Origin of the sequence: Microbacterium sp. NPDC056234 (genome assembly GCF_042267585.1) — a bacterium.
Lineage (GTDB): Bacteria > Actinomycetota > Actinomycetes > Actinomycetales > Microbacteriaceae > Microbacterium.
The window spans coordinates 205483-218841 of sequence record NZ_JBHJTE010000005.1; the positions used below are offsets into that span (position 1 = coordinate 205483).

The following is a 13359-nucleotide window of genomic DNA, read 5'->3' on the forward strand; positions in this document are numbered from 1 at the left end:
GGCGTTTTCGGACTCAGTAGGCGAAGGCGAGCACGTCGTCGCCGCGCTTGTCGCCATCGGGCCCGTCGTCATCGGCATCCGCGTGCGCCGCGAGCTCCGGCATGGAGGCTGCGACCCCGCCGCGGATGTACTTGACCATCAGGAACAGCTCGATCACGAGCATGACGCCGTAGACGGCGGCCAGCGTGATGACGGAGAACAGCATCTCCCCCGCGGTGACACCGGGTGAGACCGCGGCTGCGGTGAACATGAAGACCCCGTCGATGCCGGTGGCGTCCGGGTTCGGCGCGACGACGAACGGCTGCCGCCCCATCTCGGTGAAGATCCAGCCGGCGATGTTGGCCGCGAACGGAGCAATGATCCCGAGCAGGGCGAGCCGCATGATCCACGGCGAGCGCAGCACCGTCCCCTTGCGGGTCAGCCACAGTGCGATCACGGCACCGGCCGCGACGATCCCGCCGAGGCCGATCATCAGCCGGAAGCCCCAGTAGGTCACCCACATGACCGGCACGTATTCGACCTCGCTGCCTGCGCGGTCGCCGTACAGTTCGTCGTCCGGAATGGTCTCGCCGTACTGGTTCACGTACTCCGGCTCGAGATCGCTGATGCCCGGCATCTCCGCACCCCACTCACCGGTTCCGAGGAAGCCGAGCACGCCCGGGATCTCGATGAGGGTGACGACGTCCGCGCAGTCGCGCGAGCCCGGATCGCCGAGCGAGAGCACCGAGAACGCGGAGCCGGTGTGGCACGCGGCCTCGGCCGCCGCCATCTTCATCGGCTGCTGCTCGTACATGAGCTTTCCCTGGATGTCTCCGGTGGCGACGGTGCCGGCGAACCCGAGGATCGCGACCACGGCGCCGAACCGCAGCGACCACAGCCACACGCCGTGATCCTTGCGGTCGCGGCCTGGCACGGCATCCGCGGCACCGACGACGACGAAGCCCTTCTCGTCGACCGTGTCGATGCCGTCGTGGCGGCGACGCCACAGGTGGTACCAGGAGATGCCGATGAGGAACATGCCAGCCACGACGAGCGCGCCGAGAATCGTGTGCGTGTACGCCGCGAGCGCGGTGTTGTTGGTGAGCACGGCCCAGACGTCGTTCATGACGGGGCGTCCGTCGTCGCCGAGCTCGACGCCGACGGGATGCTGCATCCACGAGTTCGCGACGATGATGAAGTACGCCGAGATCCACGAGCCGATCACCGCGCACCACAGCGCCGCGAGGTGCAGCCCCTTGCGCAGGCGCCCCCATCCGAAGATCCAGATGCCGAGGAACGTGGACTCGACGAAGAACGCGAGCAGGCCTTCCATGGCCAACGGGGCGCCGAACACGTCGCCGACGAACCGCGAATACTCGCTCCACGCCATGCCGAACTGGAACTCCTGCACGAGGCCCGTCGCGACGCCGACGATGAAGTTGATCAGATAGACCTTGCCCCAGAACTTCGTCATCCGCAGGAACTTCTCGTCCCCGCTGCGTACCCACTTCGTCTGCATGATGGCGACGGACATGCCGAGTCCCAGCGTGAGCGGCACCATGAGGAAGTGGTAAACGGTCGTGATGCCGAATTGCCATCTGGCGATGTCGAGAACGTCCACTGCTGGTCTCCTTCGCAGAGCCTGGTCCAGGGATTCACGTGAATTCTACTACGTGTAGAACTTCTTCGACAGAGCATAGAACAAATTCGACCGGGGGTAGAATAGAACCGGAGGTCGACATGGGAACGCTCGGAGAACTCGAACGCACCGTCATGGATGCGATCTGGGATGCCGCGACTCCTGTCACGGCATACGACGTGAAGGATCAGTTGGACGCAGATGGTCGCGCGCTCGCCGTGACGACCCTGCTCACTGTGCTCTCGCGCCTGGAGAAGAAGGGCTTCGTCGCCTCGGACCGCTCGGCCAGGCCGCACCGCTACACCGCGGTCGCCTCGCGCGCGGATCACGTCGCCGAACTCATGCACTCGGTTCTCGGTGACGCGGGCGACCGCACGGCCGTGCTGGAGCGCTTCGTCGGCGGCGTCTCCCCCGAGGACGCCGCGGTCCTGCGTCAGCTGCTCTCCGGCGCGTCCTGACGATCCGACCATGAGCCCGCTGCCCGCTGTGAGCGACGAAGCGCTCGTCGGCGCGCTGGTCATCCCGCACGGGGTGATCGTCGGCGCGGCGATCGCACTGGGCGCGATCGCCGTGGCGCTGGCATGGCCCGTTCCGGTGGCGCTGTCGCGCACGTCCTGGCCCATGCGGATGCCGGTGATCGCCCTGCTGCTCTGGCAGGCGATCGGTCTCGCCGGCGGTCTGTCGATGATCGGCGCCCTGGCGTTGGCCGGATATTCCGTCGCACCGCGGCATCCGTGGCTCGCACTGATCCCCGCGGCCGCCTTCACCGTGTATCTGCTGGCGCACCTCGCCGTGACGATCGTGCAGGTGACCAGGCAGCGTCATCGCCATCTCGCTCTGCTCGACATGCTGACGTCTCCGCATCCCACGAGGGCGCGCACGCGCGTGATCGACGATGCCGTGCCGGTGGCGTACTGCCTGCCGAACGGCGCGCGGTCGGTGACCGTGCTCTCTCAGGGACTGCTGGACCGGCTGGATGCCGATGAGCTCGTCGCCGTGATCGCCCACGAGCGCGCGCACGTCGAGCAGCGCCACGACCTGCTTCTGCTGGCCTTCCGGGCCTGGCGCTCTGCACTGCCCTGGTTCCCGATCGCCGCGCGTGCCGAGGCCGAGGTCGCCGCGCTCGTGGAGATGCTCGCCGACGATCACGCCAGACGAGAGGTGCGCGACGAGGTGCTCGCGCGCGCGATCCTCGCGGTCGGCGCGAGCGGCGTCCCCGGTGCCGAGCGCGTGGTCTCGGGGTCGACGCGGGTCAGCGACCGGTTCCGCCGGCTCGCCGCCTGACCGGAGCGGACGTTCCGCGGATGTTGTGACGGATCACGGACGTTCTGGGCCCATCCGTCCGTGATTCGTCACAACATCCGTGATCCGTCGCGGCGGTCAGCGCGCGAGCAGCGCCACCTCGTCGTCCGGCATCCGATCGGCACGGCGATGCGACACGAGCAGCACCACGCGGTCCGACGTCGCCGCGCGCACGTCCGCCATCATCGCCGCCGCCGTGGGCTCATCCAGATGAGCCGTCGGTTCGTCGAGCAGGATCACATCAGCCCGAGTGAGCAGCGCCCGCGCGACGGCGAGCCGCTGTCTCTCCCCTCCGGAGAGCGCCGAGCCACCGGCGCCGACCCGGGTGTCGAGCCCGTCCGACAGGCCATCGAGCAATCCGCCCAACCCTGCTCGCGTCAACGCGGACCGCATGGCGTCCTCGTCCGGCGCATCCGAGCGGGTGCGCGCCAGCATGAGGTTCCCGCGCAGCGTGGAGTCGAAGACGTACGCGTCCTGCGGGCACCACGCCACGCGGTCGCGCCATGCGCGCTCGCGGAGGTGCGTGATCGGCATGCCGTCGGCGACGACGGCCCCTCGCTCCAGAGGCAGGGCCCCCATCACAGCGGAGAGCACAGTCGACTTTCCCGACCCGGACGGCCCGTCCAGAACGAGCCAGCGTCCACGACGGGCGAAGCCCCGCACGTCGGTCACCGCCCGACGCGACGCACCAGGGTAACGGATCGCCACGTCGTCCAGAGCGATCTCGCGTGTCCGGACGTCGAGCGTCTCGTCGCCCCAGTCGGGCGCCGGAGCCGGCTGCAGGATCAGCCCCACACGTGCCAGCACGGCGCGCAGCGCCGGAATCCGCTGCGCCGCCGCGACGAGCCCGATGAGCGGTTCGACGAGCGCGAGGGAGAGCAGCGCGATCACCGACGCGCTCTCGGCCGGAACCTGCGGCGACAGCGGCGCGATGAGGACCGCCAGCACGGCGACCGAGCCCGTCACCAGCGCGGAGCCCAGCCCCGCCGACCAGGCCGCACGGCGCTCGGCGTCCGCAAGCCGGATGGCAGCGGCATCCAGAGCCTCCAGCGCCTGTGATGATGCACCGTTGCCACGCAGGTCGTCGGAGGCCGCCGTCAGCGCAGCGGTGCCGCGCACGATCTCCGAACGCGCATCGACACGGGCGGCCCCGGCTCCTCGTTCGGCCGCGATCGCCACGACGGATGCCGACGCCACCGAGAGCACGAGCACGAGCGCGACGAGCAGAGTCAGATGCGGCGTCACGACTCCGGTCGTGATGATCGCGGCGGCCACCACGAGCACTCCGGCGCCGATCGGCGGCAGGACACGAGGCAGCTGATCGCGCAGGTCGTCGGCCAGCGTGACGAGGTAGTCCAGCGGAGCGCCGCCCTCGAGCAGGCGGCGCGAACCGGCCCCGCGCGCCGCGATCGCTCTCCACATCCGAAGGCGCAGCGCGTCGACCACCTGGAAAGCAGCGCGGTGCGTCACGAGCCGCTCGGCGTAGCGCCCGACCGCGCGGCCGATGCCGAACGCGCGGACGCCGACGATCGCGACGAGGAGGTACATGATGTACTCCTCGACGCTCGCCCGCACGATGAGCCAGCCGGACACGGCGGTCAGGGCGATGCCGAGACCGGCGGCCAGAGCGGCGAGCAGGACGGACGCGATCCAGACCCAGCGGTGCGGTCGGAGCAGGGCGCGCAGGGTCAATCGCGCACGCGCATCGGGGGCCGTATCCGGTCGCCTCACCTCGGTTGAGACGGCCAGAAGCGACATCTCCTCCGCCATTGCCGCTTCGCCCACGCCCGCAGGGGATGCATCCGGTCGCGCCATCTCGATCGACGCGACGACACCCGGCACCTGCCGCGCAGCAGCTGGTGCGCGGGCACCCGCGGAAGTGCCGACCGGGATCTCGGCGGATGCCATCGAGAGCGTCTCGGGTTCGTGACTGGCCAGCACGATCACGCAGCGATCGGCACGCCGCCGGATCGCCGCGCGCACGAGATCGGCCGCGGCGTGATCCAGGTGAGCCGTCGGCTCGTCGAGGACGAGCAGTCGAGCCCCGGCATCCACCCGCGCGAGCGCCCTGGCCACCGCGAGTCGGCGCTGCTCCCCCGGACTGAGCTCGGCGATCGAGGCATCCGCCAGTGCGGCGAGCCCGACCTCATCCAGCGCCGAGAGTTCAGCGCCGTACAACGCGAGCTCATCGCGTGGCGTCGCGGCGAACGCGTGAGGCGCCTGCGGCGCCCATGCCACGGCATCCGATGCCACCCCCACCACCCGTCCGCCGATCTCGGCGTCCGCGGGGAGCACACCGGCGAGCGCCGCGAGCAGCGTCGACTTGCCGGTCCCGCTGGGGCCGGTGACCGCCGTGACACCACGCAGTTCGGCGTCGACGGCATCCAGAGCTGCGCGATCGCGTCCCGCATACCGGACCGACAGGGACTCGACGCGGATCGCATCATCGCCCGCCTCGCGCACGTCGGCGCCGGATGCGCGTGAAAGCAGCATCCTCACCCGATCGAGTACCGACAACCCGTCCTGCGAGGCGTGGAACGCGGTACCCACCTCCCGCAGTGCCGTGAAGCATTCGGGGGCGAGTATCAGCGCCAACAACGCGGGCTCGAGCGCCATGGTGCCGTTCAGGAGTCGCAGTCCGAGGAAGACCGCGACGATCGCGACCGAGATCGTGGCGATCAGCTCCAGCGCGAGCGCGGACAGGAACGCCCAGCGCAGCGTCTCTTCGGTGCGGGCGCGGTATCGCGACTGGATGTCGTCGAGCGCGCTGGTCTGCTCGGCGACGCGACCGAGCCCCACCAGGACCGGGAGCCCTCGGGCCAGCTCGGTGAGGTGGTCGGCCAGGCGCGTCAGAGCGGAGAGCGCGGCATCCGTGCGCTGCTGGGTGTGCTTGCCGATGAGGATCATGAACAGCGGCACGAGCGGCACCGTCAGCACGATCACGAGCGCGCTGAGCCAGTCGGCGCCGAGGATGCGCAGCCCCACGATCAGGGGCACCACCGCCGCCGAGATGACCGCGGGAATCGTCTGCACGAAGTAATCGTCCAGATCGTCGAGGCCGTCCGCGGCGAGGACGGCTGTTCCTCCGCCGGACGCGTCGCCATCGGCGATACGACGCCACAGTCGCCGCCGCAGATCGCGCTTCACGGCGGTGGCGACGCGTCGCGCCAGCACGGACGTCGCCCACTCGGCGCCCGCCCGCAGCAGCGCACCGAGGATGCCGAGCGCGAGGATGAGCCGCATGGCACCGGGGTCGATGCCTCCGGCGGCGAGCGCGCCGATCCCCCGGGCGACGGCCTCGGCGATCAGCACGAGTCCGAGGGCTCTGGATGCCGCGAGCACACCGAGACCGTAGAGCGACCGCCGTGGTACGGCCGACAGGTCAGGACGACGGAAGCCGGGAGCATGCGCTGCCCGCTCGGCCTCGAGCACCCACGGATCGTTCGGCACCTCAGCTCGACTCACGCCGTAATTCTACAGTGTGTAGAAGTTCTGGATGACCGATCTCGGATGAGAGGCTGGAGGTCAACGCAAGGAGCAGATCGTGCCTCAGAACATCCTCGTCATCGGCGCCTCGGGACTCATCGGATCCGCTGTCGCCGACACCCTCGAAGACCGCGGCCATCGCGTCGTCCGCGCTTCACGCAGCACCGGCGAGCGCGTCGACCTCCGCGATGCCGATTCCCTCGCGGCCCTTTTCTCGCGCATCGGACCGCTGGATGCCGTCGTGACCGCCGTCGGATCGGTGCCGTTCAAACCGGTGAGCGAGCTGACCGGGGACGACTTCCGCGCCGGCTTCGACGACAAGACGCTGGGCCAGATCTCCGTGGCTGCGCTCGCGGCCACGGAGCTGCGCGATGGCGGCTCGATCACCGTCACCACCGGCATCCTCGACGGGCATCCGGTGCCGACGGGTGCGGCGGCGTCCGTCGCCAATGGCGCCTTGAACGCCTACGTCCGCGCCGCCGCGCCCTATCTGCCCCGTGGTCTGCGCATCAACGCGATCAGCCCGAACGTGCTGCGCGAGGCGACGGGCTATCACGCCAGCTTCCCCGGGTTCACGCCGGTTCCCGCCGCCGACGTCGCGCGCGCCTACGCGGACGTGATCGAGGGCGATGGGACCGGAGCGGTGATCTCGGTCTGACGCTTACGCCGAGGTGCCGACGACGAGCGCACGCAGCACCTCGACGGGCAGCTTGGGCGAGCGATCGGCCCGCAGCAGTCCGTTCGCCTCCTGCATGGTGTCGGTGAGCTGCGTGTAGCAGAAGCCGGTGACGACGGGGCTGGCGTGCAACGCCGCGAACAGCCCGCCGACCGCGCGCCGGTAGTCGTGGTCCGAGTTGACGACGGCGTAGCCCCAGGTCCCCTCCCCCGCGTACGAGATGCCACCGAACTCGGTCACCATGAGGGGAAGGCCGTCGTCGATCGACGCCCGGGTCTCGACGAGCGTCGGTCGCCGGTTCGCCGGGCCGGGGCCCGCGAGAAGCGTGCGCACAGCGTCGAGCGAGGCATAGTTCGCGGCGAGCATCTCCGGATCCGTCGTGTAGTCGTGGATGGCGATGATGTCGCTGTCGATGTGCTCCCAGCCATCGTTGGACACGACCGGCCGCGTCGGATCGAGCGCCCGCGTGAACGACGTGATGGCCTGCACGAATTCTCGCTGCTGACGCGAGCGGTGCATGTCCTGCACGCCCCAGCTCTCGTTGATCGGAACCCACGTGACGATGCTCGGGTGCCCGCGGTACTGCTGCACGATCTCCGACCAGTCCGACATCAGGGCGGCGGCCGCGCGCGGCGTGTACTCGTAGGCACCAGCGGTCTCGCCCCACAGCAGCAGCCCGAGGCGATCCGCCCAGTAGTGGAAGCGCGGGTCCTCGACCTTCTGATGGATGCGGGCCGCATTGAAGCCCAGGGCCTTGATCGCCTCCACCTCGGTGCGGTAGGCGCCCGGCGACGGGGCGGTCAGGTGGCTGTCGGGCCAGTATCCCTGCTGAAGCACCGAGCGGATGTAGTAGGGGTGGCTGTTCAGGACGAACCAGCCGCGATCGACCTCCGTGGTGCGCAGTCCGACGTAGCTGCCGACCTCGTCGAGAGCGTTGTCGTCCTCATCGAGCACGTCGACGGTCACGTCGATGAGCGTCGGATGCTCCGGCGACCAGAGGAAGTGCTCGCGTTCCTGAGCGTTCCTCAGGGCCGGCAGCTCGATCGAGCCGGCGACACGGGCGCTGCGGGCGTCGAAGACGGCGGAGCCGAGCGGCAACTCGTCGCGGTGCAGGCGGATGCGCACGCGCTGTCCGGCCGACGGCGCCTGCGCGAGCACGACCTGCACGCCCACGGTGGCGCGCGTGCTCTCGAACGTCGAATCGAACGAGACGACGTGCTGCTCGGCGACTTCCTCCGACCAGACCGAACGCCAGATGCCGGTGCTGCGCTGGTACCAGATGCTGTGCGGGTCCTCCCGCCAGTCCTGCTTTCCGCGAGGAAGCTCGGTGTCGTGCGGATCGTCGTGAGCGCGCACCACGACGACATGCTCGTCGCCATCGCTCAGAGCATCGGTGATGTCGGCGCTGAAGGCGGTCTGACCTCCGCGGTGCGCGACGACCTGCTGTCCGTCCACCCACACATGCGCCTCATGATCGACCGCGCCGAAGTGCAGGATCACCCGGAAACCGGGGCGACGCCGCGCGATGATCGCACGGCGGTACCAGACGACCGCGTGATAGCCGGTGTCGCCGATGCCGGATGCCGCGCTCTCCGGCACGAACGGCACGGTGATCGTCAGCGGGAACAGGGACTCATCCGCCGCGGCGAACCATCGCTCGCGCAGCCCCGCATCCGTGTCGTCGTAAGCGAATTCCCAGTCGCCGTCCAGTGACGTCCAGTTCTCGCGCACGAGACGAGGTCGCGGATAGCTGCCGTTCTGGGTGGTGGCGCGAAGCGTCATGAGGTCGTCTCCTTCAATCGAACTACCATTAGCGCACGTAATTTGCTGCGTAGCAAACCGAAACGCCGGTTATACAGTGGGACGGCAGGAGACGGTGCAGATCGCGCCGATGCCGCGACGGATCGGAGGTCGTCCATGCCCGTGAGCATGTCCGACGTCGCCCGCCACGCGGGGGTGTCGCAACGCACGGTGTCGAACGTCGTCAACAACTACGTCCACGTCTCGCCGCAGACCCGCGCGCGCGTCGAGGCCAGTCTGCGCGAGCTCGGCTATCGGCCCAACGTCGTCGCGCGGCAGCTCAGGAGCGGGCGCAGCGGAACGATCACGCTCGCGCTCCCCGGGCTGCGCGAGCGCTACTTCGCCGACCTCGCCGAAGCAGTGATCGACCGGGCGCGGGGACTCGGCCTGCGAGTGCTCATCGAGACCACCGGGGGCGACCGCACCAGGGAGATCGATCTCCTCCGGGGCGGGGGCGATCAGCTGACCGACGGCGTGATCCTGAGCGCTCTGACCCTCGGTCCGGACGACGACCGGCTTGAGCGCGCCGACTACCCGCTCGTCCTGATCAGCGATCGCGAATACCATGGACCGCTCGATCACGTCGGCATCCCGAACCGCGAAGCGGCCGCGGCGGCCGTCCACCACCTGGCGGAGTCCGGGCGAACGCGGATCGCCCTTCTCGGAGCGGGGAAGCACAGCGAGTACAGCTACTCGCTCCGGCGACAGGGGTTCGACGAGGCCCTCGCCGAGGCCGGGCTGACGCTCGATCCCGCCCTCGGACTGGCCGGGGTCTGGACGCGGGATGAGGGCGAGCGGCTCATGACCGACCTCCTCCACAGCGGCGCTGCGCTGCCCGACGCGATCTTCGGCATGAACGACTCCATCGCGCTCGGCGCGATGCGCGCTCTGGTGCGCGCCGGGATCCGCATCCCGGAGCAGGTGATGCTCATCGGGTTCGACGACATCGCCGAGGCCCGCTATTCGACCCCCTCGCTGTCCACGATCGCCCTCTCCAGGGACGGCCTCGCCGCGAGTGCGCTCGAGCTTCTCAGCGAGCAGTTCGAGGGCGACCTCGGCGACCGTCCGGCTCAGCACCGTCGCACCGGATTCGAACTGAAGGTCCGCGAGAGCACGTCGATCCGCTGACGCGAGAACGGCTGGACCTCGAACCGAGGATCCAGCCGTTCTTCCTGTCCTGAGACTTCACACGGTGGACCTAAGGGGATTCGAACCCCTGACCTCCTCGATGCGAACGAGGCGCGCTACCAACTGCGCCATAGGCCCGTGAACCTCCGTTAGATTATCACGATCTCCGGGGTCCGATTCGCACCGCCGCCCGCGGCGGTGCAGTGAAACCGCTCAGCCGGCGGCGCGACGAGCGAGCATCTGGCGGACGTGGTCCTCGATCTCGGCGTCGTCGACGAATCCCATGCGGGCGTACGGCGAATCCGCCGCTGCCGGTGCCTCGCGCGGAGCCAGCCGCACCGGCTCCTCGGGAGCCATCGTGGCTGCACGCTCGCGCAGCTCGGCGAGTCGCGCCGCACGCCGCAGCTCTTCCTTGGCCTCGATCTCCGCGCGGGCGACCTGCGCACGGGAACCGGCCAACGACGTGAGCGGCTCGGGCAGAGGCCTGGGCGTCCACGACGCCGTCCCCTGGTCGTGCAGTGGCGGCGATACACGAGGTGCTGCCGCCTCAACGACGACAGCGGGCCGTCGCGCCGCACGAGATGCCACGCGCGCCATCCGCTGCAGAACGATCATCGCGATCAGCGCGAGCGCCCCGCCGAGCCACGCCAGCGTCTGCACGCCGGTCGCGACGATCTGCCAGGCGCCGACGCCGGCGAGCGAAAGCCCGACGAGCATCACTGCGAGGGCGGCGACCCGGACGCGTCGGCGCGCTCGCGCCTGCTGCAGAGCAGGGTCGGCTTGGGCGGCGGCCAGTTCTTCGCGCAGCCGCACGAGCTCGGCGGCTTCCTTCTCGGACTGCACGCGCTTGGCGAGCTTCTGCTGAGCGAGTGCCGTGCGCGCGTTGAGCTCGAGGCGGACCTCGTCCGGGGTCTCGCTGGTCTCCGCCAGGATTCGCAGCGCCTGGTTCAGTCGAACGGCGTTGCGCTCCGACGCGTTGTACTGGTAGCGGCCGCGCCAGCTCGGCAGCAGATAGAGCATCCACAAGAGCACAGCGACGAGGACGATCACGCCCCCACTCAGCACCGGCCCATCCATACGCTCAACGGTAAGGGCACGGGCACCTGCGGCCGGGGAGTACGAGCGCGTGTCGCCTGCGAATCAGATCGACAGTCGATCGGACGGCGGAATCGCCGCGGCATCCTGCGGCGCCTGCCCCTCGACCCAGCGCGCGAGCACGCCACGCGGGACGTCCTCCCTCGTCAGCGCGAACGCATAGTGATCGCGCCAGTCCCCGTCGATGTGAATGTACCGTCGACGCAGCCCTTCGTACCGGAAGCCGAGTTTCTGGACCACGCGCAGGCTCGCGGCGTTCTCGGGCCGGATGCAGATCTCCATACGGTGCAGGCCGTACTCCGTGAAGCTCGCATCGGTGGCCAGCGCCACCGCGGTCGGCGTGATCCCCCGCCCGGCGAAGCGCTCGCTGACCCAGTATCCGATCGTCGCCGAGCACAGCGATCCGCGGGAGACGCCCCAGATGTTGAGCTGCCCGGCGATCTCGCCGTCGTACAGCATGACGAAGGGGTAGCCCGCGCCGTCCCGGTACTGCTGCAGCAGGCGGCGGATGCCGATACGCATGTCGAACGACGCGACACCGTTCGGGATCGTCGCCTCCCAGCGCTGCAACCAGGAGCGATTGCTCAGCAGCTCCTGCTGGAGGGCTCGCGCGTCACGGGTGCGGATGAGCCGAAGCTCCACCTTGCCGTGCCTGTGCCCCGCCAGCAGTTCCATCGCACGCCTCGCTTCGCGGCCTAGAGGCGCTCTGCGAACTCCTTGAGCCACGGTCGCAGGTCGGCGCCGAGGTCGTCGCGGTCCGTCGCCAGCTGCACGATCGCCTTGATGTAGTCCACCCGGTCACCGGTGTCGTAGCGACGACCGCGGAAGATCACGCCGACGACGCCGGGCCCGCCGGGCCGTGTGGCCAGCTCCTGCAGCGCGTCGGTCAGCTGGATCTCTCCGCCCTTGCCCGGCGCGGTGTGCTCGAGGACCTCGAAGATGCTGGCCGGCAGCACGTAGCGACCGATGATCGCGAGGTTGGACGGTGCGTCCTCCTGCGCGGGCTTCTCGACGAGGTCGGTGACGCGCACGACGTCGTCGCGGTCGGTCTTCTCGACCGCGGCCGCACCGTACATGTGGATGCTGGCCGGGTCGACCTCCATCAACGCGATGACGGCGGCGCCGGTGGCTGCGTGGACCTCCAGCATCGTCGTGAGAAGTGCGTCGCGCTCATCGATCAGGTCATCGCCGAGCAGCACGGCGAAGGAGCTCTCGCCGACGTGCGTCTTGGCACGCAGCACGGCGTGCCCGAGCCCCTTGGGCTCGCCCTGTCGGACGAAGTGGATGTCGGCGAGATCGCTGGACTGCACGACGCGCGCGAGACGACCGGTGTCGCCCTTCTCCATCAGCTTGACCTCGAGCTCGGGAACCGAGTCGAAGTGGTTGGAGATGGCGTTCTTGTTTCGCCCGATGATCACCAGGATGTCGTCGATGCCGGCTGCTGCCGCCTCTTCCACCACGTACTGGATCGCGGGCTTGTCCACGACGGGCAGCATCTCTTTCGGCATCGCCTTCGTCGCCGGAAGGAACCGTGTGCCCAGTCCGGCGGCCGGAATGACGGCCTTGATCTTGTGATTCGCCATTCGGCCAGCTTAGCGGGCGGCCAGGCGATCACTCGCGAGCCGCCGTCTAGACTCGGAGCATGTCGAACGACATCGAGCACGCCAAGCGGGCCCTCCGAGCGGAACTCCGCGAGCGGCGCCAGCTCCTCTCGGACGCGCAGCGCGAGGCCGCGGCATCCGCGATCGCCGACCGTCTGGACGAGCTCATCGAAGCGCTCGGCGCACGCTCCATCTCGTGCTTCCTCTCCGCGACGACGGAACCGGGGACGAGAGAATTCGTCGCAGGCGCCGTCAAGCGGGGAATCCGGGTGCTTCTCCCCGTGACACGAGCCGATGGTCTGCTCGACTGGGCAGTGGCCGATGAGTCCGCCGAGGTGCGGGAAGGGCTCTTCGGCCTTCCCGAGCCGACCGGCGAGGTGCTCGGTCCGATCGCCGTCGACGACGTCGACCTCATGATCATCCCCGCGGCGGCCGTCGACGAGACCGGGATGCGGCTCGGCTGGGGTCGCGGCTACTTCGACAAGACCATCGGATCCATGGAGAAATGCCCGCCTGTCTACGCGGTGATCTATGATTCCGAGGTACTCGAATCCCTTCCGCGGGAGGTGCACGATCAGCCCGTCACGGGCGTCGTGACCCCCACCCGGACACTCACGCTGTCGCCATCGCGACGCTGATTCAAGGAAACAGCA

The 13359-nt window shown here is 69.3% G+C and carries 11 protein-coding genes and 1 tRNA gene; 5 read left to right on the forward strand and 7 right to left on the reverse strand.

Translation table 11 applies throughout. The annotated features are described in order from the left end of the window. Positions 1-13: 13 nt before the first annotated feature. Positions 14-1600: a cytochrome ubiquinol oxidase subunit I gene (locus tag ACFCYE_RS14785; protein WP_376179880.1), complete on the reverse strand. Its 1587-nt coding sequence runs from the start codon at positions 1598-1600 to the stop codon at positions 14-16. Positions 1601-1719: 119 nt separating this feature from the next. Here ACFCYE_RS14785 and ACFCYE_RS14790 point away from each other — a divergent pair, with 119 nt between their 5' ends. Both ACFCYE_RS14790 and ACFCYE_RS14795 read left to right on the forward strand, forming a co-directional pair. Next, complete coding sequence (locus ACFCYE_RS14790; RefSeq protein ID WP_376179881.1) at positions 1720-2076, forward strand: BlaI/MecI/CopY family transcriptional regulator; 357 nt, start codon at positions 1720-1722, stop codon at positions 2074-2076. Between the two features lie 10 nt (positions 2077-2086). Then, on the forward strand, positions 2087-2902 hold the full coding sequence (locus ACFCYE_RS14795; RefSeq protein WP_376179882.1) for a M56 family metallopeptidase: 816 nt from the start codon (positions 2087-2089) through the stop codon (positions 2900-2902). A gap of 96 nt (positions 2903-2998) precedes the next feature. On the opposite strand, the gene cydC is transcribed toward ACFCYE_RS14795, so the two are convergent. After that, positions 2999-6385 carry a thiol reductant ABC exporter subunit CydC gene (gene cydC / locus ACFCYE_RS14800; RefSeq protein WP_376179883.1) on the reverse strand — a complete coding sequence of 1129 codons (3387 nt, stop codon included), beginning with the start codon at positions 6383-6385 and terminating at the stop codon, positions 2999-3001. Positions 6386-6464: 79 nt separating this feature from the next. Here cydC and ACFCYE_RS14805 point away from each other — a divergent pair, with 79 nt between their 5' ends. Beyond that, entirely contained in the window at positions 6465-7064 is a 600-nt protein-coding gene (locus ACFCYE_RS14805; protein WP_376179885.1) for a short chain dehydrogenase, read from the forward strand. Between the two features lie 3 nt (positions 7065-7067). Here the strand turns inward: ACFCYE_RS14805 and ACFCYE_RS14810 are convergent, their stop codons facing one another. Then, positions 7068-8864, reverse strand: coding sequence for a glycoside hydrolase family 2 protein (locus ACFCYE_RS14810; protein WP_376179886.1), 1797 nt, complete (start codon positions 8862-8864; stop codon positions 7068-7070). A gap of 135 nt (positions 8865-8999) precedes the next feature. Here ACFCYE_RS14810 and ACFCYE_RS14815 point away from each other — a divergent pair, with 135 nt between their 5' ends. Beyond that, entirely contained in the window at positions 9000-10010 is a 1011-nt protein-coding gene (locus ACFCYE_RS14815) for a LacI family DNA-binding transcriptional regulator (RefSeq protein ID WP_376179889.1), read from the forward strand. Positions 10011-10075: 65 nt separating this feature from the next. Here the strand turns inward: ACFCYE_RS14815 and ACFCYE_RS14820 are convergent. The 4 genes from ACFCYE_RS14820 to galU all read right to left on the reverse strand — a co-directional run bounded on the left by ACFCYE_RS14820 (position 10076) and on the right by galU (position 12688). After that, a tRNA-Ala gene (locus ACFCYE_RS14820) sits at positions 10076-10148 on the reverse strand. 75 nt (positions 10149-10223) lie between these two features. Next, positions 10224-11087 carry a hypothetical protein gene (locus ACFCYE_RS14825; RefSeq protein ID WP_376179891.1) on the reverse strand — a complete coding sequence of 288 codons (864 nt, stop codon included), beginning with the start codon at positions 11085-11087 and terminating at the stop codon, positions 10224-10226. Positions 11088-11150: 63 nt separating this feature from the next. Further along, on the reverse strand, positions 11151-11780 hold the full coding sequence (locus ACFCYE_RS14830; protein ID WP_376179893.1) for a GNAT family N-acetyltransferase: 630 nt from the start codon (positions 11778-11780) through the stop codon (positions 11151-11153). 20 nt (positions 11781-11800) lie between these two features. After that, positions 11801-12688, reverse strand: a complete 888-nt coding sequence (gene galU, locus ACFCYE_RS14835; RefSeq protein WP_376179895.1) for a UTP--glucose-1-phosphate uridylyltransferase GalU — start codon at positions 12686-12688, stop codon at positions 11801-11803. 59 nt (positions 12689-12747) lie between these two features. Here galU and ACFCYE_RS14840 point away from each other — a divergent pair, with 59 nt between their 5' ends. Further along, entirely contained in the window at positions 12748-13344 is a 597-nt protein-coding gene (locus ACFCYE_RS14840; protein WP_376179896.1) for a 5-formyltetrahydrofolate cyclo-ligase, read from the forward strand. The last annotated feature ends 15 nt before the right edge of the window (positions 13345-13359 follow it).

Excerpts from the sequence above, each read along its gene's own strand:
- ACFCYE_RS14790 (WP_376179881.1), top strand. The coding sequence starts at position 1,720 with ATGGGAACGCTCGGAGAACTCGAACGCACCGTCATGGATGCGATCTGG.
- ACFCYE_RS14795 (WP_376179882.1), top strand. The coding sequence starts at position 2,087 with ATGAGCCCGCTGCCCGCTGTGAGCGACGAAGCGCTCGTCGGCGCGCTG.
- ACFCYE_RS14810 (WP_376179886.1), bottom strand. The coding sequence starts at position 8,864 with ATGACGCTTCGCGCCACCACCCAGAACGGCAGCTATCCGCGACCTCGT.
- ACFCYE_RS14815 (WP_376179889.1), top strand. The coding sequence starts at position 9,000 with ATGCCCGTGAGCATGTCCGACGTCGCCCGCCACGCGGGGGTGTCGCAA.
- ACFCYE_RS14825 (WP_376179891.1), bottom strand. The coding sequence starts at position 11,087 with ATGGATGGGCCGGTGCTGAGTGGGGGCGTGATCGTCCTCGTCGCTGTG.
- ACFCYE_RS14830 (WP_376179893.1), bottom strand. The coding sequence starts at position 11,780 with ATGGAACTGCTGGCGGGGCACAGGCACGGCAAGGTGGAGCTTCGGCTC.
- galU (WP_376179895.1), bottom strand. The coding sequence starts at position 12,688 with ATGGCGAATCACAAGATCAAGGCCGTCATTCCGGCCGCCGGACTGGGC.
- ACFCYE_RS14840 (WP_376179896.1), top strand. The coding sequence starts at position 12,748 with ATGTCGAACGACATCGAGCACGCCAAGCGGGCCCTCCGAGCGGAACTC.